Raw genomic sequence first — 19,303 nt, 5'->3', positions numbered from 1 at the left:
AGGTCTTATTTAACTCATAGGTGAAATCAATGTGGATATGGAAACAACAGAATTGGCCTGAATTCCATTGGAATGCCGACGTTATTGCGCCATTACTACGAGACGTGCAGTTCAACCAAGGATTGTTATTAGGCAAATCTGAGTATGAAGACGCCAAGCAAGCAACGCTAGATAGCCTGCTATCCAACATAATCTATTCCAGCGAAATTGAAGGCGAGCGATTAAACGCAGCTTCTGTACGCTCGTCATTAGCGAACAGGTTGGGTATCACAGAAGAGAAACCTTATCCAACAACAGAAAGAACTGACGGCATTACCGAGGTCGCCCTTGATGTGATAGAAAACAGTGACTCCGAGCTGACCCTTGAGCGTATCCTCAGGTGGCATCAGTTGATGTTCCCCGCAGGATATATCCTGTTCAATCCGATACAGGGAGGTCAGTTACGCGAAGGGGTGATAGAAGTAGTATCCGGTCGTCTGGATAAGCCGACTGTTCACCTTGAAGCGCCACCACCGGAAAGAGTCGTCGCCGAAGTACTTCAATTCATAAAATGGTTCAATAAATCCCGAACAGATGCCAGCCTCGATCCCATCATTAGGGCGGCAATTGCTCATTTATGGTTTGTGACAATCCACCCCTTAGAAGACGGAAACGGGCGCGTGACCCGATTTTTGACAGACCTTGCACTCGCCCAAGCCGAAAACCGTTCAATCCGTTTCTACGCAATGTCAGTCAGTATTTGTGAGCATCGTAAGATGTATTACGAAATCCTTGAAAGCACTCAGAGAGGCAGCTTGGATATTACCGCCTGGATAGTTTGGTTTCTGAAAATACTGAATGAAACCTTAATAAACAAACTGAAAGAAATTAATCGAATTGTGTTAAAAGCTAAATTTTGGCGGCGGATAGATCAGACCCAATTGACTAAAGAGCAGGCAAAGGTATTAAATCGTATGCTGGACGGTGATTTTGAGCAGGGTATTAACAGCAGCCAATATCAAAAAGTGGCAAAAGTAAGTCGCCCCACGGCAACAAGGCATTTGGCACATTTGGTTAAGCTAGGCTGTTTAGAAAACACCGGAGCTGGCGGTCGTAGCACCCGTTACATTCTCAATTATATTTGAATTTATCCGGGATGATATAACCGCAATTAAACATAAAGAATATTAATCAAGTGCCGCTCACCACGATGAAGCATGAGAGTTACCTCACATTTTGTTTAAGATTTCAACATCTATATCAAAACCGGTAACTCTCAATCTTTCAAGGTCCTGTGTCAGATCAAGTCACGCCTAATACACATTAAACTAACTTAATCAATTATTTTCCAAATATCCTGGTCTTGGCTGGTATTCCATTTGAGAATCTTGTACTACTCCAGTCTATCTGATTAGGTGGTATACCGAATTTTTTCCATGTCAAATTAACGGGTACTCCAAGTATGCATGCAGCAATAAATCGATGCTGACCATCCAATATGTGGGTAAGCCCTGTCTGGTTATTACGCCAGACAACAATTGATATTGGATTTCCCTTTGTTTTAAAGCTTTCTATTTTTTCGTCGACAACTTTTTGAAAAACTTCTGCCTGAGCGGGTAGTGGTGCTGAATTTCCAATATCATTTCGTCCTACAGGGCTGCCTTTTAATATTGATGTATCATATGTGTTCTCATTTCCTTTTAATTGAGGTCCGTTTTCTGTTTTTCTTGATGTTACGGATTTTAACATATTTTTATACATATTTAACTCTCATCCTTTTGAATTGTTTAGAGCGGTAAATATTACTGAATTTTATTTTTTCGTCACCAAATTTGGTGTGTTATTTTTTATCTTTCCTTTATCATTATCATTCTTTAATTCAACATTCGACTCTTTAGTTTGTTGTGTATTATTCTTGCTCAGTATGATTTACTCTATTTTCGATCTGTTTCGAAAGTTTTTTATATTTAGATAATATTAAAATCAAAACTAACAACATTAAAAAATTAATTATCACTCTCTTTACCAACCTATTTCCAAGCTCATTAATGATGATTATTTAATAATGAAAAAACCGAAGTGAATAGAAATTTCTCCGGCAGTAAATGTAAATGTAAATGTAAATGTAAATGTAAATATGATAAAAGAAAAATCCCACTTTTATCCAAAACGGGCAATTTTCTTAAAAAAGAATATTAAAGGCCATTTACGAATAAAATGGCCCATTATTTTATTGATACAACTATCCATTACCACCAATGGTTGCTGTCATACGGATTTGACGGTTATCACTGATTTCAAGGTTAGATAAGACAACCAATTGAGGTAAAGTCCTTCGCAAAAAACGCGATAACAGCGGACGCAATGCATGATTAACCAACAGTACCGGAGGAGCACCCAGCATTTCCTGACGTTGCAGTGCTTCCGTTGCCTGCCGTTGCAGGTTATCCGCCAATCCTGGCTCCAGACCACCACCATTTTGCAACGCCTGAATTAACAAACGCTCAAGACCGGCATCCAGTCCGATGACCTGGATTTCCTGCGCTCCCGGGAACCACTGTTGAGCAATTGCCCGGCCAAGCGCGATTCTGACCACAGATGTCAGCTCATAAGGATCAGTTTGCCCCGGAGCATGTTCAGCCAGTGTCTCAATAATTGTCCGCATATCCCGAATTGGCACCTGTTCGGACAACAGGTTTTGCAAAACCTTATGCAGTGTTGTCAGACTAACGATATCGGGAATAAAGTCTTCCGTCAGTTTAGGCATCTCCTGACTGACACGCTCAAACAGCTGTTGAGCTTCCTGACGGCCAAACAGCTCATTGGCATATTGCGTCAACAGATGATTCATATGGGTAGCCACAACCGTACTGGCTGCAACGACTGTGTAACCCTGAACCTGCGCCTGTTCTCTGAGGCTGTCATCAATCCAAACCGCAGAGAGTCCAAAAGCCGGATCTTTGGTGATATCACCTTGCAATTCCCCTACTGCACCACCAGGGTTAATTGCCAGCCAGCGCCCCGGATGGGCTTCACCACGACCAATTTCTACCCCTTTCATTAGAATACGGTAGCCAGCCGGAGCCAGTTCAAGGTTGTCACGGATATGAACCACCGGTGGTAAATATCCCATCTCCTGAGCAAATTTCTTCCGAATGCCACTGATCCGCCCCAGTAATTCGCCATTCTGACGAAAATCAACCATCGGGATCAGGCGATATCCCACTTCCATCCCCAGCGGATCTTCAAGCTGAACATCAGACCATGAAGCTTCTGATGCCTGCTGTTGTTCTTCTACTTTTGGTTTTTCCGTATTCATCACCGGGCCATCAGCACGGCGATAGAGATACCAGCCAAGACCTGCCAATGCCGCAGTAAATAGCAGGAAAACAAAATTGGGCATTCCCGGAACCATGCCCAACAATCCGAGAACCCCCGCACTCAACATCAACACCCGTGGATTATTGAACAGTTGAGTCACCATCTGCTGACCAACATCCTGATCAGTCGCCACGCGGGTAACAATCACACCGGCCGCAGTCGAAATAATCAGGGCAGGTAACTGCGCCACCAGACCATCACCAATGGTTAACAGGGTATAAACTTCCCCCGCATCCCCCAGACTCATGCCATGCTGAGCCACACCAACAATTAAGCCACCGACGACGTTGATAACCAGGATCATTAATCCAGCAATCGCATCGCCACGCACAAACTTACTGGCACCATCCATCGAACCATAGAAATCCGATTCCTGGGTGACTTCCGCCCGGCGTTTCTTCGCTTCTTCTTCACCGATCAATCCGGCATTCAGGTCAGCGTCAATCGCCATCTGTTTACCTGGCATACCATCCAGCACAAAACGGGCGCCAACTTCAGCAATACGCCCTGCACCTTTGGTAATCACCATAAAGTTAATCAATATCAGGATAATAAAAACCACGATACCGATGGCGAAATTACCGCCAACCAGAAAGTGACCAAATGCTTCTACAACGTGGCCCGCCGCCGCAGAGCCAGTATGCCCTTCCAATAAAATAATACGGGTTGAAGCCACATTAAGCGACAAACGCAGTAAAGTGGAAAACAGCAATATTGTCGGAAATGCGGCAAAATCCAGAGTACGCCGGGTAAACATCGCCACCAGCAACACCATAATGGATAGCGCGATGTTAAACGTAAACAGCAAATCCAGCATAAATGGCGGCAACGGCAGGACCATCATCGACAAAATCATGAGGATCAATACCGGCCCGGCAAGAATTTGCCATTGCGAACCTTTCATATTGCTCGGTAAACGAAGTATAGAGGCCAGATTAGCCATGACGATTATTTTCTCCAGCGAAATCCAGTGCTGGCGGCACTGGCAGATTTTCAGGTTTCTTCGGCTTCAAGCCGCCTTCCCGTTTCCAACGTTTCAATTGGTAGACCCAGGCAAGCACTTCCGCTACCGCCGCGTAAAGTGTCGCGGGGATATGTCCCCCAACTTCACTATGGCGATAAAGCGCCCTGGCAAGTGGTGGTGCCTCAAGTAATGGAATGCGGTTTTCTGTACCCATTTCTTTAATCCGCAATGCAATAATCCCCGCCCCTTTCGCCAATACCCTTGGCGCACTCATCGCTTTTTCATCATATTTCAGGGCGACAGCATAGTGAGTTGGGTTGGTGACAATCACATCCGCTTTCGGTACATCCGCCATCATACGCTGACGGGCAGCCGCCCGTTGTTGTTGACGGATACGCGCTTTAACATGTGGATCCCCCTCTTGTTCTTTAAATTCATCCTTTATTTCCTGTCGGGTCATTCTCAGTTTTTTCAGATGGCTGTATATCTGGTAAACAACATCGAAAGCCACCATCGGTATCAACATGAAAACCACCACATAACCGGCAAATATCAGCATTTGCATTGCATCATCCAATGCCAACAGCGGTGGTTGCGCGATCAGCCGTAACATGGCAGGCCAGTTCATCCAAAGAAATAAAGCCGCGCCAATTCCGACAAACCCTGCTTTAAGCAACGCTTTGAATAATTCAGCTAACGCATTCATTGAAAAAATACGTTTCAGACCAGAAATAGGATTCAATTTTTTCGCATCAAATTTGATGGATTTTGTACTGAATACTAATCCACCCAATAGCGCCGGAGCGCTTAACGCAACGAACACTAATCCAGCAAAAACCGGTAATAAAGCCCAAACAGCTTGCCGGAGCAACCTGCCAATCTGCTGAACCATCTGTTTATCATTGCTGACCATGCTGTGATCGAAGTTAAAACCTTCAAACACCATCAGCGACAATTCATGAGTAATTGATTGACCGCTTATCCAGAGCAAACTCAGGCCACTGGTCAGCATCAATATAGAACTCAGCTCTCTGGAGCGGGCTATCTGCCCCTCTTTCCGGGCTTTTTCCCGTTTATGGGGCGTGGGTTCTTCTGTTTTCTCAAGATCGCTATCTTCGGCCACGGCTTTCCTTGTCAGCGTCTAAAACGTTGTCGGTCAGAAAATATGGAATTAAATAACTGCTAGCATGACAAAAGAGAAAAAATTCGATGGCTGGAACAATGAGAAATTTGACGGGGTATTTGTGGGATCAAGACGGATAACAAGACTGGTTCAAAGCAATGAAGCCATGACAGCTTGACATGACACTCCACGACGGCAGGCATGGCTTCACTGAAACTAAACTCAGGAAAGCCAGTTTCCTGAGCTGATTGTGAAGGCTCTGATAGACAATGAAATCACGCTTGCTTAATTGCAATCACAATCAGCTTATTGGGCGTAGTTTTATCCCTAACGTCAGTAGTTATTCCTTTGCTTTCTTAAGCAATGGCAATGATAAAGCGCTGGCAGTCGCCTTTATGGTGAAATTCTTATTAAACGGCAAAGAAGCGGTCAGTAAAGTGGATTATAAACGCCGGGGCCCCCTTATCTAACACGGGGTGGAAAAAACACCAAATGAATTATTTAAGGGAATACGAACATGTTTATTTACAGATTAACAATATTGCACCTATTATGTGAATCTACCGATCATAAAAATCGGTATAAAAAGTTTGATTTAAACCACCCCTCTTTTTCATACCTTTAATGTAATTTCATACCAAAATCAATTTCGTTATTTTTCCAGGCTATTTTCTCTCTCTATTAACGCTTAAATACCAGTTTAATCGTTATAACCTTTCTGGTTAATTAATCCGTCAGACTTTTTATCATCGTTAATACAATTAAAACGTTATTAAGCATGAGAGAAAGCCAATCAACCGACAATACGCTATTTAAAATTTTCAATGAAGAGAAAACATTCCCCATTCTTTAAATGGGTTGTTTAATAGACCTGATAAATTCCCCGTTTTACAACAGGGAATTTATACGGAAAAGAGAGGCCCCCAACTACGGTTTTTCAACCACAGTTTCATTGTGAGGTAACCAGTAACGCCGATGTTCAAAAGCATATTTGGGCAGTCGAATACGTAACGGTTTCTGCCCGGAAGGCCAGCAGGTACGCCAATCTATATCCTGACCTTGTAACCATAAGAATCGAGAATCGTCCTCTGCCATATGAAGCCATTGATCTTCTTTGGTTGCAGCAGATGAAGCAAAATCATGGAGTTGGTTCAGGAGATCCTGCCGTGATGTTGCAACAAACAATGCCCGATGAGATAGCGCCGCCCTGCCAAACTGCAATGTCCAGCTAACCGCTTGTAGATCGATGTTTTCATCGTTCTCAATAAAATCTCCCAGCATAACCACCATTTTTTGCAACGATGCCTGGCTATTGGCCGCGATGGGATAATAATATCTCTCCGAACTGGCTTTAATCTGTTGCTGAACTTTGGTCGGTGCCTCCTCCAAAATAACATGTGCGTTACTGCCACCCAATCCGAAAGAGCTGAGCCCAGCAAAACGTTTTTGCCCGGCATCCACCTGCCAGGCGCTTTCCTCTGTAGCCAGTTGTAAGCGCGTGTCAGCGCTATCAATTTCAGGGTTCAAACGCTGAAATGCCGCGCAAGGCACAATGGATTTATGCTGCAACATCAATAAAACTTTAACAATACCCGCTAACCCCGCCGCCCCTTCTAAATGCCCAATATTGGCTTTTACTGAGCCAATATAGCAAGGTTGCCGGATTTTTCCTGACTGATCATGGTTAAAGACTTCGTTAAGCGCGTTAAATTCTATGGGATCGCCCAGCGAAGTTCCCGTACCGTGTGCCTCCAGGTAACTGATTTGCTCCGCAGCAACGCCAGCCTGTTGCAAGCAATCATTGACTAATGCAATCTGCTGCTCAGGGTTAGGTGAAGTCAGTGAGTTAGCACGCCCACCATGATTTACCGCCGATGCCCGAACGTATCCATAAATAGGATCCTGATCCTCCAATGCCTGTTTTTGCGTTTTCAAAAACAGACACACAGCGCCTTCACCACGGACAAAGCCATTCGCGTCCGCGTCAAAAACTCGGCAACAACCATCCTTAGATAACATTCCTGCCCGGTAATATGCGGCCATGTTAAATGTGTTGCTCAACAAATTAATACTGCCAACTATCGCCTGATGACATTCCCCAGAACGCAATGAATTTACCGCCTGAGTCAGCGCCGTTAATCCGCTTGAACACGCGGTATCAATTTGCAAGCTGGGACCAACAAAGTTGTAATAAAATGATAACCTGTTTGCCAACAGGCAATTCAGTGTTCCCGTCGTTGCATAAGCATTCGCCATTGCCATATCAGCCGCGACAAGTTCACGATAATCATTACTGCACGAGCCAATAAAAACACCGGTTTTTGACCCTGAATAACTCAGCGGATTAGTACCGCTATCTTCTATCGCTTGCCAAGTCAGCTCCAACAACATTCTCTGCTGCGGATCCATCATGGCGGCCACTCGCGGAGAAATACCAAAGAATGGTGCATCAAAACCATCAATATTATTCAGTAACCCAGCTTTTAATGCTTTTTTAGGCAGCGGAATAATGTAAGGTTTTCCAGACGCAAGCCGCTGCTCTGGGATCTCTTCTATTACACTACGTCCGGATCTTATGATCTCCCACATTTGCTCTGGGGAATCTTCCGCGCCAGGTAGTCGGAAGGCCATGCCCACAATAGCAATAGGCATCTGTTTCGTATCACCTGAACTGCTTACTGATGGAGCCATAGAGCTTAGATGTTCCAGTAAGGCGGATTTAGCTATCCGCTGTTCCTCCAGGCTGAGTGAATGATATATGTGATGCAGATTATCCATGCTTACCTCCCTCTATGAGGCGCTGCAATCCTAATGCTGCTTCACCATCAAGACAACGCACCGCATTAATAAAGTCATCTAAGGAATGTTTCTTCTCGGCCACTTCAGTTCTGGAAACGTCAAGATACTCAATCAACCGATGCGGTGAGCTATAACGCCAGAACAGCGTGGGCGATAATTTCCGGCGAAAACGCACTGACATCAGCTCCGCAAGTTTTACCGCTTTTAGCGAATCAATGCCCAAATCAGCCCAGGTACGTTGCATCATTGATTCAGTAAAATCCTCGTCCCAATTCAGGAAGTCAGCCAGGAGCGTGCGTAACTGCCCAGCAACCGGTTTACCGGATTGACCTTCCATCTGATGTGCGACAGATTGCGGCCCGGACAGAACGCGAACTTCAGCAGCAATCTCGGTAAGAAATTCAGCCGCTTCTACCCCATTCAGCAAATAGTGATTGAATGCCAAAACGAGGTTCATTTCTTTGTTGTGCGGAGCACCGATGAACAATGTTGACTGAGATGGCGGCACGATAAGCGGTACAGCCGAGGTAGCACCATCGCTGCCGGTATACGAGATCATCATGGGAACATCTATATCGACGGGCATTCTTTCAGCATCGGGATCAAGTACACTATTCAGATGCTGCCTGAACTCGAAAAAGCCCATGGTCTGTGTGCCAGGCACTTTTAATGAACTCAAATCACCTTTTTCATCCAGAAAAGCAATACCCAGATTGATATCCGTATAAGTATGATAACGCTCTTGATCCAGCAGCCTTGAACGCAACATTGGGAATTTTTTCAGCGCCTGAGAAACTGCGTAAGTGATTACCTGAAACGGTGTTATCCACTCTTGCTGCCCGGAGTTCTCGGTTAGATGACGAATGGCGTTATCAACCAGCTCAATCGACAGGGGTTTGCCTGCCCAACAAGGTTGTACCGTACCGCTATTCAGCCGTAACGCGCGATTAAAGCGCTGCTGATCTTTTGACAGAAAACCAATATTGTCATCTTTGGAATGGCCATTTTCTGGCAATTTAGTTTCGCTGTGCTTAAGGTAGTCATCAATATGGCTGGGCAATAATGTCCCGTATTTTTCCGCCAGTTGATTAAGAATGTGGGGCTTAATTTGGTGTTCTTGTGCATACTGACGGGTTTTGGGCGGAATACGTGCAGGAGGAGCAGATACCTCAGGAACAGCCTCCACTTTCTCCACGCTAACCGGCGGAGGCGTCAACTCTTCACTGACAGGGGAAGGTTCTGCCAACTCACCGACGGCTCTGATGACCGCAATAGGCGACCCAACAGGGATAATATCATTTTCCGCAGCCAGCCATTTTTCCAGGATCCCCTCAACATCAGATTCAATGGTAAAAGCGGCCTTATCCGTCTCCATTTCATAAACAGGTTCATCACGCTTGACATGATCTCCTACCTGCTTAAGTAGCTGGGTGATAACGACTTCAGTGGTTCCTTCTCCCATCGGGGGAATAAGCAACTGTGCCATAAGTTCTCCTTAGCTCATTACCGCATATACGGAGGCCAAAATGTCATCCGTGCCGGGCAAAACAGCTTTCTCTAAACAAGGATTAAAAGGAATATGAATATCTTCACGCGTCACCAGGCGCGGAGGTGCCAGTAAGGAGAAGAAATTGTCATTCTCATCCAAAAGATCAGCAATAATGGATGCGCCAACACTGGCTGTCCGGGTATCTTCTTGTACAACGATAAGCCGCCCGGTTTTGCGTAAAGATTCCGCAATCCGTTGTTTATCCCAAGGTACCAGACTACGTAATTCAATCACTTCAATGTCAATATTGTCTTTTTCCGCCTGAAGAGCAGCCATAGTCGCAAGTTGAACAGTATTTCCCCAGGAAACCAGCGTAATATCCTTTCCTGCCCTGACGATATTCGCCTGGCCGAGAGGCACCGGACTCACCTGCCGACGCTCATGACGCTCTCGCATAAGGTGTTTAGGGATCAGGATCAGGCTCGGCATGTCCAGACTTAATGCTGTACGGAATAATCCAATAGTGTCGGCAGGTGTCGTTGGAACAAGAACATTAATACCGGGAATATGCGCTAAGATACCGTCCGAGCTCTGGCTATGCCATATACCGCCTCCTGGGAGATAAGCGCCATAAGGAGCATATATCACCACCGGACAGCGCCATTTCCCCACCGTTCTCCAGCTTAAAGTGCCAAGTTGTGACTGTAACTGATTAAGGCCCAGCCCAACAAAGTCGATAAATTGCAGTTCAACAATCGGACGCCAGCCACAAGCGGACAACCCAACAGATGAGCCAATAATCGTGGCTTCAGAAAGAGGAGCATTAATAACGCGATCAGGATAGCGGGTGGACAAGCCACGGGTGAAACCAAAAACCCCCCCTTTAGGATCCTCAATATCCTCACCAAATAACAGCACATTCGGATGCTGACTTAACGCCTCATTCAAAACCTGATTGACCGCTTTAACCTGTGTCTCTTCGGCTTCCATCTCAGCATGTACGACAGGAGCCCCCTGACGATTGCACAAATAGGTACTTACACTTTCAGGATCAGGCTCTTCCTCGTGATAAACACGCTCAAATATTTCCGCTACATCAGATTTGATGCTCTCTTTTTGTTCAGCCAAATCCTGATCATTAAGCGCCCCTTTTTCCTTTAAATAGGCAACATAATTCTCAATAGGATCCTGTAACGCTTCCAGTTCATCCTGAGAACGGTACAACTTGTGAGAATCCGAATTGGAATGAGAATCTAACCGATCCATACGACAAACCAAGATGCAGGGAGTTCGCTCAAATCGCGCCTTATTGAACACCTCCTGTGCAACAGGAAACACGGTTTCCGGCCTGCGGGCATCAGCATGGCGGATTAAACACTCGTTAAAGATTCCCAATCGATACGGCGCCATTGCCTCCGTTGACGTACTAATACCCAACTTATTATCGGAAACCACAAAAACTACGGGCAAACGCCTTTCAACCGCAAAGCTGACCGCTTCATAAAATTCTCCCTGCCGGGTTGCTGCATCGCCGACACCACACACGACAAGCCCATTTTTATTGTCCAACACACTTGCCCAGGCAGCTCCGGCTGCGGGAATACATTGGGTTCCGGTCAGGCTGACTACCGAGAAGATATTGTTCTCTTTGTCGCAAAAATGATTCGACATGGTCCGGCCGGCTGAGTGAGAAGTGGCCTTTCCCATCAGTTCCCTTGCCATTTCAACAGTAGACATACCACGCGCTAAAACTAATGCCCGATCACGATAGTAAGGAACCAGCACATCATTCTTTTTCATAAGCTGCGGCAACACTGCCAGCCCTTCATGTCCAGCAGCCGACACATGGAACCAGGCACGGCCTTGTCGCGTGACTAGCGCACTACGATTATCAATTTCCCGTGACAGCAGCATGTCATAAAGTAACTTTTGCTCATCCAGACAATTATCCATTGAAGGGCTGTGTTCCTTAAGAGGTACTTCATTGATCTGTACGTCTATCACTCTCTTTTTCCTCACAAATAGTTAACGTGGTAGTTGTCGTTATTGCGCCTAATGCCTGATAAAGAAGCAAACTCGGGGTAGCCCCTGCCGTAACTGCCTGAGAGACTATCAATCCCGATAAAGAAGTAAACACGGGTAATCCCGCCACACGGATTACATAAAGATGGCGATATGCGGTCACATTTCTTAATAACGTTTATACGCCTGACGTGGTAGGCAAAAGTATCTCCATGACCATGAATAGCTTTGATTGTCGCGGTGTTTCCCGAATTTTGAGCATTGTCCTGAACACAATGTGACGCCATTTAAAAAACTCCAACCGTTGAACAATAGCCATTCGCTAAGAACGGAGCCAATAAACACCGGCATTTCCATGATTACGTTACGATTAAAAAACAGGTTTTTACCTATGTCTTTGAATCCTGCAATGATTAAGATACTCGAATTATTCATTACTTTGCTAAATTATTTTAGTGATCAGATTTTCCCGACAAACGATTCATTAGGTATTCTTATATTTAACCAAGGCATGGCTCCAAAATAATAACACCCATTATATCAATCGAACTTAAGACTTTATGCTCACATCAAAACTCATTCTATTCTGTGATGAATGTCAATAATGACCTCGCTGTATCGAATAATACATTAAATTGAATTGATAAAATTACACAGTATTAATAGTGATATTTTACAAAAATTTAGCTTATTATCTCTTATGTTTTATCATAAAAGAATCTGTCTTAATGAGGGAGTGATCACAAAAAGGTGCCGATATATCCAACCACATGATTAAATTAGATTTATTATATCCTACCCAACTGATATCATAGTTCAATGAATGGCATATCAACATATAAAAACATATTTCGCAACTATTTGAATATACTATCAATCATTTAAATATTAAATTAAAAAAATAATAAGATAAAATATAATTTCCATGAGGTTTATTTAAATAAATTTATATCTATGACAGCTATAGGTTATTGCTATAATAATAGAACCAAATACATCCTACTTTACCCCTCTTCTTTCTATAAAAAATAGAACCACAACGTGATTAATTCATGCGGTTATTTCCACTTCAGATATGTATCTTAACACGCCCCAAATACACTTGATTAATCTCTTAAAGCCCTTTAGGATTTTCGCCTTATCTCTCCGCCCGCACTGGGCGAGGGTTTAAGGCGATTTTTGCTAATGAGTCATTGATTGGCACCCGCTAACTTAACTCAATTATCTTTTAGCCTGAAAACCCGTTTGACGATGTAATAAAGCATAATAACTAATATCCCAAAGGGTAGAGTACTATGAAAAACCTTCGCTATCTTATTGTCACACCAGGATTAATCCTTTCAGCCTCCGTCCTTGCCTCGCCCGCCACCAGCATCGAAGCGCGCCTTGATGCACTGGAGCAACGGTTACAACAGGCAGAACAACACGCCGCCCAGGCCGAAGCACGTGCCATAACCGCCGAGCAACGCGCACAACGTTTGGAACAACACACTACCGAAACCACACAGCAGACCGTAAAGGTGGCACAACCCATGACTTCGCTGGAAAATAACGCTTCACCAGCCAGCAAGTTGAAGCTGAATAACTTTGGCGATCTAAAACTGTACGGTGATGTAGAATTCAATCTCGACAGCGCCAGCCGAAGCGGTCAGCTTACTTCACTGAAAACCAATGAAAACAAAAACTGGAAGCCCGGCGACAAAGAACGTTGGAATATTAATGGCCGCATCTTGATTGGGCTGGACGGCTACCGTCGCAATCAGAACGGCGACTTCGCCGGTTTCAGTGTGCAACCACTAGCAGACGTGACCGGCAAAATGAATCTCGACGATGCAGCTTTCTTCTTCGGCAACGAGAAAAATTGGCAGGCCAAAATCGGGCGTTTTGAAGCCTACGATATGTTCCCTCTCAATCAGGACACCTTTATTCAGTATTCTGGCAATACCGCCAACGATTTGTATGCTGATGGTTTCGGTTATATCTACATGATGAAAGAAGGACGGGGCCGCAGTAACAGCGGCGGTAACCTGATGCTGAGCAAATACTCAGGCAATTGGTATTTCGAACTCAATACACTGTTTAAGGATGGCACTTCGCTATTCCAAGATAAGACCTACCACGGTCATACACTGAATAATAATAAAAATGTTGCTTATCTACGCCCAGTAGCAGCCTGGAAAAAAGACCAGTTCAGTGCAGCAATAGCGATGGAGAGTAATGTGGTCAACAACGCTTACGGCTACCAAAATGCCCAAGGGCAATGGATTGATCAATCCAAACGCAATGGCTACGGCATGACGCTAAGTTGGAACGGTCTGGTGACCAATCCAGATAATGGCATTGTCGCCAACCTGAACACCGCCTATCTGGATGCCTCAGGCGAGCAGAACTTCACTGCCGGAATCAATGTTACGTGGCATCGCTTTGAACTGGGCTATATCTATGCCCACAACAATATCAAAGAGTTCAACACTGACAATATCACCGCATATATTAACCATCCTTTCAATGAGCCAGGCAAATACGACATCCGTACCATCCATATGTCATATCTGATCCCTGACATCATGGATATGCAGAATTTTAATCTCTATCTTGGTGCCTATGTCTCTATGCTGGAGGCAGATGCTAACAATAAAATCGCCAACAGTGATAACGACCAGCGCTACGGTGCACGCGCCAGATTCAAATATCTTTTCTGATGCAAGTTAATTGATTTCTGCCGGAAATCACCCGCAGCAATATTTTTGCCTATCAGGGACTTTTCGTGAAACCATTAATCCTGAGTGGCAGGCTGATCCTGCCACTTTTATTTCAGAAACCTAAGCTATCCAGTAGATCATCAACCTGGGCCTGATTAGCGATAACACCCACGCCATTTTGATTCACCTGCGGACCATTTAGCAGACTGTCAGTCTCTTTTTTCGATTTCGCGACCTGGTCAGCCGGCATGTTTTCCATCAATACCATTACTAACTGTTTTTCTATTTCCTGAATAACATCCATCATCCGCTTGATAACCTGACCGGTAAGATCCTGAAAGTCTTGTGCCATCATGATCTCCAGCAATTGAGCGTTAGTGAAAGCAGTATGCTCAGGTACAGTATTGAGGTAATTCCGGGTATCGGTAACCAATGAGCGTGCCACAGGCAATTCAACCGGATTGTCAAACCACTCATCCCAACGTTTAGTCAGTAAAATTGCCGATGATTCCAACTCATTCTGACGAGGTTGCGCCGCCTCAACACAGTTAAGCGCCCTTTCAGCGGCCTGCGCTGTCATCTGCACGACATAGTCCAAACGTTCTCTCGCATCGGGTATTGCCTCAGCGGCCTGCGCGATCGTTTGATCCAATCCCAGCTCACGTAAACTATCACGCAACATACGGGTAAGCTGGCCGATACGGCTGATAATTTCACTGGCACTAATGGTCTCATCCCTTGGCATGATTGGATTTACACGCATTATGTCTCCTTAGAGGCCCAGTTTTTCAAATATTTTATTGAGCTTTTCTTCCAGAGTAGCAGCGGTAAAAGGTTTAACAACATAACCACTTGCCCCGGCCTGCGCAGCAGCAATGATATTTTCTTTCTTCGCTTCCGCTGTCACCATCAAAACGGGTATCTTAGCCAATTGCGCATCTTCACGAATGACTTTTAACAACTCCAAACCATCCATATTAGGCATATTCCAGTCAGAGATAATAAAGTCAAATTGAGATGAGCGAATCTTAGTCAGGGCTTCCGTCCCATCCTGAGCTTCTTCTACATTATTAAAGCCCAACTCTTTCAAAAGGTTACGAACAATGCGACGCATGGTTGAGAAATCATCAACCACCAAAAATTTAAGATCCTTATTCGCCATAAAAACTCCTTGAAATTATTTACCAGTCAGCACAGAGCCGCTTAAAAAAATTAAATTTATCCGGCAGCCGTTAAATACGGACAGCCTGCCCCGAGCTTATTTTTGCCAGCATTCTCTTGCTCATTTTGAGGATATCCATGACTTCATCCACAGCTCCCATTTGTATTGCAGCTCTTGGCATACCAAACACCACGCAACTCGCTTCATCTTGTGCCAATGTGTATGCTCCGGCTTGCTTCATCTCCAGCAAACCCGCCGCGCCGTCACTTCCCATTCCTGTCAGTAATACACCAACAGCATTTCTTCCAGCAGATTTAGCCACTGACCGAAACAACACATCCACAGACGGACGATGGCGATTAACCGCCGGTGCATCAGTTATCAGAACCTGATAATCAGCACCATTACGGCACAGTTCCATATGGCGATCACCTGGGGCAATATATGCGTGCCCTGGCAAAATCCGTTCACCATTTTCAGCCTCTTTTACTGTAATTTGGCTAAGTTTATTCAGTCGTTCAGCAAAAGAACGGGTAAAACCCGGGGGCATATGTTGCGTAATCAGTAGTGCCGGACTGGTTACCGGCAACGGTTGCAACAAATTCTTTATCGCTTCCGTTCCGCCAGTCGAAGCACCTACTGCAATCAGTTTTTCGCTGGATAACAGCGGCTTAAAACTTAAAGGCGCAGAGTTTGCCGGTGTGGTTATTGGCACAGATAATTTAGCCTGTGCTGCTGTCCGCACTTTCTCCGCAATAAGCTCGCTGTAAGCCAGCATTCCTTCACGAATACCTAATTGAGGTTTGGTGACAAAATCAACAGCACCAAGTTCCAATGCCCTTAATGTGATTTCAGAACCTTTGGCTGTCAGAGAAGAAATCATCACCACAGGCATTGGCCGCAGGCGCATTAATTTTTCCAAAAAATCAATGCCATCCATACGTGGCATTTCAACATCCAGCGTGAGTACTTGTGGATTATGTTTTTTAATCAGATCTCGTGCCACCAGTGGATCGGGTGCGCAAGCCACTACCTCCATATCCGGGTGGCTATTGATGATCTCCCGCATGATTTGGCGCATAAGCGCTGAATCATCGACACAAAGGACAGTTATCTTATTCATGACCTCTCCTTGCCCGGCCTACACCGTAAACAGTCTGTCCTTGCAAGTAGAATTCCCGGCTTATTTGAGTGACATTTTCGGAATGCCCGGCAAAAAGCAATCCATCAGGTTTTAACAAAGCAACAAAATGGCGCAGTATCCGTTCCTGCGTCTTTTTATCAAAATAAATCATTACATTACGGCAAAAGATGGCATCAAATTTACCTTCAAGCGGCCAATTGGGGTCTAACAGGTTTAAATGCTGAAATGTCACCATATCAGCAAGTTGGGGCCGAACACGCGCGTAACCTTCATAAGATCCAACACCTTTAAAAAAGTAACGTTTTCTCTGCTGATCTGTCAGTTGGCGCAACTCATCCAGCCGATAAACACCTTTACGTGCTTTTTCCAGTACATTGGTATCGATATCACTGGCAATAATTTTTACCCGCTGAAAACGATGCTCCAATACATCACTCAACGTCATAGCAATTGAATACGGCTCTTCCCCTGTGGATGCTGCCGCACTCCACACCCGGTACGAACCATTCTTCTTACTTGCATGTTTAGCTAACAAAGGGAAATGATGCGCTTCCCTGAAAAAAGCCGTCAGGTTAGTCGTCAACGCATTGATAAATTCCTGCCACTCCTCACTGTTAGTATCATTCTCAAGAATGAACAGGTATTGCCCAAAATCACGCATTCCAAGCGCTCGTAAACGCCGAATTAAACGGTTATAGACCATCTCCCGTTTATGGGCGGCAAGCACAATACCAGCACGTTGATATATAAACTGGCAGATGCGCTCAAAATGCGCATCTGATAGGGTATAACGCTGAATCATGTGGTTCAGTGGCAAAGACGACAAACTTGTCGCTGAAGCAATTAAATTTGATTTCATCTGGCCTCAGCGAGTCTGACTGACCGCCCCTTCGCTGTCCGCAGATCTCAGCGTAAGTGAAAGTTCATTCTCAAGTTTATTCTCTGAATTATCCGGTAATTCAAACTGTGCGACTGTTTTCACCAGAATATCGGCCTGATCTTCAAGTGCCGCAGCGGCCGCAGCTGACTGCTCAACCAATGCAGCGTTCTGCTGAGTAACCTGATCCATCTGCGTAACTGCCTGTGCCACCTGATGAATACCGCGACTTTGTTCATCAGATGCCGCAGCAATTTCGGCCATCAGATCCGTGACCCGGTTTACCGAAGCGACCAATTCATTCATGGTCTTCCCTGCATCACTGACCAATTCAGAACCTTGACTCACCCGCTGAACGGATTCACTAATTAATGTTTTAATCTCTTTTGCCGCTTCGGCACTTCGTTGAGCGAGATCCCTGACTTCACCAGCAACAACAGAGAAACCGCGGCCTTGCTCACCTGCCCGTGCAGCTTCTACTGCCGCATTAAGCGCCAGAATGTTAGTCTGAAATGCAATGCCATCAATAACGCTGATAATTGCACTGATTTTCTGTGAGCTATTGGCAATTGCATCCATCGTTTCCACAACGCTGGTTGTCAGCTCGCCGCCTTTAGAGGCTGTTTTTGAGGCAGATACTGCCAATTCACTGGCCTGACGGGCATTTTCCGCATTCTGTTTTACCGTTGCCGTCAATTGCTCCATACTTGCGGCTGTTTCTTCCAGTGATGCCGCCTGCTCTTCAGTGCGGGAAGAGAGATCAGTGTTACCCTGAGTAATTTCCTGAATACCGCTATACATCAGATTAGTATTCTCTTTCACCGAAGTAATGGAACTCACCAGTGAACGCTGCATTTCACGCAATTTGGAAAAAACTTCACCGATTTCATCATGAGTGAAAACAGAAACTTCTTTATTCAATTTTCCTTCTGCAACATTCTGGAAGTGATTGCGCATATTAGCGAATGGTTTGAGCAGATTTCTTTTTAACCACCAATGGGCTGCCCAAGCAACGACCAGTACCATCAGGATCGCTCCGGCAAACATGGCAGTTGCAATTTGATAATAAAAGCGACCATCTTGAACAGCAGTCTTAATTTCCTCTCCGATATACTGCATATATTGGTTGAAATCAGATTCCAGTTGCTGCTGATACTTTTCTGTTGGCTGGTTTAAAAATGCATCATAATTCCCCTGCTCCAAGAAAGCAGAGAGTTCCCTGAGTGCATTAATATATTCCTTGTAGCTGGTTTCTACGGATGCCAGTAATACGCTGCTGCCATCCTCTTCATTTAATTTAGGCAGCGCGATAAACTCCGCAAAATACATTTCAGCCTTATCCAGCGTCTCCTTAACATTAGCAACCATGCTGTCAATATGGGATTCAGATTGTTGCAGCGTTTTTCCTACAGCGATTCTATTCAGTGTATTACGCGATTGCAGCAAAGCCGCCCAACTTAATCCTAAAGTGTCTCTCTTCTGTGTGCCCAGATCAATCCGCTCAATATAAGTCTGGTCTGTGTGAATAATCCCAAGTGATAAACCACTTGAGATTATCTGCATTACACAAAACATCATCAATAACAGATATAAACTGGTTGATATACGAAGCCTGCCTAACATGTAATCACCTCGGTTAACGGCTGCATATGCAGCCGTGG

General features: G+C 44.9%; 15 protein-coding genes. 3 read left to right on the top strand and 12 right to left on the bottom strand.

The features are described from left to right. Nucleotides 1-29 precede the first annotated feature (29 nt). Nucleotides 30-1,124: a Fic family protein gene (locus tag PTE_RS16735; protein ID WP_036848991.1), complete on the top strand. Its 1,095-nt coding sequence runs from the start codon at nt 30-32 to the stop codon at nt 1,122-1,124. A 196-nt stretch (nt 1,125-1,320) separates the two neighbouring features. Here the strand turns inward: PTE_RS16735 and PTE_RS16730 are convergent, their stop codons facing one another. From PTE_RS16730 to flhB, 3 genes are all read right to left on the bottom strand, one after another. Continuing rightward, on the bottom strand, nt 1,321-1,740 hold the full coding sequence (locus PTE_RS16730; protein WP_036848989.1) for a hypothetical protein: 420 nt from the start codon (nt 1,738-1,740) through the stop codon (nt 1,321-1,323). Nucleotides 1,741-2,221: 481 nt separating this feature from the next. Beyond that, nucleotides 2,222-4,303 (bottom strand): flagellar biosynthesis protein FlhA, encoded by a 2,082-nt coding sequence (flhA, locus tag PTE_RS16725; RefSeq protein WP_036848987.1) that lies wholly within the window; start codon nt 4,301-4,303, stop codon nt 2,222-2,224. After that, entirely contained in the window at nt 4,296-5,447 is a 1,152-nt protein-coding gene (gene flhB, locus PTE_RS16720) for a flagellar biosynthesis protein FlhB (RefSeq protein WP_036848985.1), read from the bottom strand. Before flhB ends, flhA begins: the two co-directional genes overlap by 8 nt. Before the next feature lie 269 nt (nt 5,448-5,716). On the opposite strand from flhB, the gene PTE_RS16715 reads away from it, so the two are divergent. Continuing rightward, nucleotides 5,717-5,917, top strand: a complete 201-nt coding sequence (locus PTE_RS16715) for a hypothetical protein (RefSeq protein ID WP_036848983.1) — start codon at nt 5,717-5,719, stop codon at nt 5,915-5,917. 457 nt (nt 5,918-6,374) lie between these two features. On the opposite strand, the gene PTE_RS16710 is transcribed toward PTE_RS16715, so the two are convergent. The 4 genes from PTE_RS16710 to PTE_RS25480 are packed head-to-tail and all read right to left on the bottom strand — an operon-like array spanning nt 6,375 to nt 12,044. Further along, a complete protein-coding gene (locus tag PTE_RS16710) occupies nt 6,375-8,225 on the bottom strand; it encodes a type I polyketide synthase (RefSeq protein WP_036848982.1) in 1,851 nt (616 codons plus the stop codon). Then, nucleotides 8,218-9,732 carry a biotin/lipoyl-containing protein gene (locus PTE_RS16705; RefSeq protein ID WP_036848981.1) on the bottom strand — a complete coding sequence of 505 codons (1,515 nt, stop codon included), beginning with the start codon at nt 9,730-9,732 and terminating at the stop codon, nt 8,218-8,220. Before PTE_RS16705 ends, PTE_RS16710 begins: the two co-directional genes overlap by 8 nt. Before the next feature lie 9 nt (nt 9,733-9,741). Further along, nucleotides 9,742-11,739: a dehydrogenase E1 component subunit alpha/beta gene (locus tag PTE_RS16700; RefSeq protein WP_051477437.1), complete on the bottom strand. Its 1,998-nt coding sequence runs from the start codon at nt 11,737-11,739 to the stop codon at nt 9,742-9,744. 11 nt (nt 11,740-11,750) lie between these two features. Continuing rightward, nucleotides 11,751-12,044 carry a hypothetical protein gene (locus PTE_RS25480; protein WP_131601531.1) on the bottom strand — a complete coding sequence of 98 codons (294 nt, stop codon included), beginning with the start codon at nt 12,042-12,044 and terminating at the stop codon, nt 11,751-11,753. Nucleotides 12,045-13,052: 1,008 nt separating this feature from the next. Between PTE_RS25480 and PTE_RS16695 the strand changes: the two genes are divergently transcribed. Then, nucleotides 13,053-14,459, top strand: a complete 1,407-nt coding sequence (locus tag PTE_RS16695) for a carbohydrate porin (protein ID WP_036848979.1) — start codon at nt 13,053-13,055, stop codon at nt 14,457-14,459. Between the two features lie 112 nt (nt 14,460-14,571). Here PTE_RS16695 and cheZ read toward each other — a convergent pair whose 3' ends face one another. The 5 genes from cheZ to PTE_RS16670 all read right to left on the bottom strand — a co-directional run bounded on the left by cheZ (nt 14,572) and on the right by PTE_RS16670 (nt 19,265). Continuing rightward, nucleotides 14,572-15,222: a protein phosphatase CheZ gene (gene cheZ, locus PTE_RS16690; RefSeq protein ID WP_036848978.1), complete on the bottom strand. Its 651-nt coding sequence runs from the start codon at nt 15,220-15,222 to the stop codon at nt 14,572-14,574. Between the two features lie 9 nt (nt 15,223-15,231). After that, the gene (gene cheY, locus PTE_RS16685; RefSeq protein ID WP_036848977.1) at nt 15,232-15,621 is read right to left on the bottom strand and encodes a chemotaxis response regulator CheY; all 390 of its coding nucleotides are present in this window, start codon (nt 15,619-15,621) and stop codon (nt 15,232-15,234) included. Between the two features lie 70 nt (nt 15,622-15,691). Beyond that, the gene (locus tag PTE_RS16680) at nt 15,692-16,744 is read right to left on the bottom strand and encodes a protein-glutamate methylesterase/protein-glutamine glutaminase (protein ID WP_036848976.1); all 1,053 of its coding nucleotides are present in this window, start codon (nt 16,742-16,744) and stop codon (nt 15,692-15,694) included. Then, a complete protein-coding gene (gene cheR, locus PTE_RS16675) occupies nt 16,737-17,624 on the bottom strand; it encodes a protein-glutamate O-methyltransferase CheR (RefSeq protein WP_036848975.1) in 888 nt (295 codons plus the stop codon). The genes PTE_RS16680 and cheR overlap by 8 nt, the downstream gene beginning before the upstream one ends. 6 nt (nt 17,625-17,630) lie before the next feature. Further along, the gene (locus tag PTE_RS16670; protein WP_036848973.1) at nt 17,631-19,265 is read right to left on the bottom strand and encodes a methyl-accepting chemotaxis protein; all 1,635 of its coding nucleotides are present in this window, start codon (nt 19,263-19,265) and stop codon (nt 17,631-17,633) included. Nucleotides 19,266-19,303: the final 38 nt, after the last annotated feature.

The sequence above is a fragment of the Photorhabdus khanii NC19 genome (assembly GCF_000517265.1).
Taxonomy (GTDB): Bacteria; Pseudomonadota; Gammaproteobacteria; order Enterobacterales; family Enterobacteriaceae; genus Photorhabdus; species Photorhabdus khanii.
Note: the sequence above shows the minus strand (reverse complement) of the source record. Positions and strands in the feature narration are given on the sequence as shown.

Coding starts and splice junctions, on each gene's coding strand:
- flhA (WP_036848987.1), bottom strand. CDS start 4,303: ATGGCTAATCTGGCCTCTATACTTCGTTTACCGAGCAATATGAAAGGT.
- cheY (WP_036848977.1), bottom strand. CDS start 15,621: ATGGCGAATAAGGATCTTAAATTTTTGGTGGTTGATGATTTCTCAACC.
- PTE_RS16715 (WP_036848983.1), top strand. CDS start 5,717: ATGAAATCACGCTTGCTTAATTGCAATCACAATCAGCTTATTGGGCGT.
- cheZ (WP_036848978.1), bottom strand. CDS start 15,222: ATGCGTGTAAATCCAATCATGCCAAGGGATGAGACCATTAGTGCCAGT.
- PTE_RS16695 (WP_036848979.1), top strand. CDS start 13,053: ATGAAAAACCTTCGCTATCTTATTGTCACACCAGGATTAATCCTTTCA.
- PTE_RS16710 (WP_036848982.1), bottom strand. CDS start 8,225: ATGGATAATCTGCATCACATATATCATTCACTCAGCCTGGAGGAACAG.
- PTE_RS16680 (WP_036848976.1), bottom strand. CDS start 16,744: ATGAATAAGATAACTGTCCTTTGTGTCGATGATTCAGCGCTTATGCGC.
- cheR (WP_036848975.1), bottom strand. CDS start 17,624: ATGAAATCAAATTTAATTGCTTCAGCGACAAGTTTGTCGTCTTTGCCA.
- PTE_RS16705 (WP_036848981.1), bottom strand. CDS start 9,732: ATGGCACAGTTGCTTATTCCCCCGATGGGAGAAGGAACCACTGAAGTC.
- PTE_RS16735 (WP_036848991.1), top strand. CDS start 30: ATGTGGATATGGAAACAACAGAATTGGCCTGAATTCCATTGGAATGCC.
- PTE_RS16670 (WP_036848973.1), bottom strand. CDS start 19,265: ATGTTAGGCAGGCTTCGTATATCAACCAGTTTATATCTGTTATTGATG.
- PTE_RS25480 (WP_131601531.1), bottom strand. CDS start 12,044: ATGGCGTCACATTGTGTTCAGGACAATGCTCAAAATTCGGGAAACACC.
- PTE_RS16730 (WP_036848989.1), bottom strand. CDS start 1,740: ATGTATAAAAATATGTTAAAATCCGTAACATCAAGAAAAACAGAAAAC.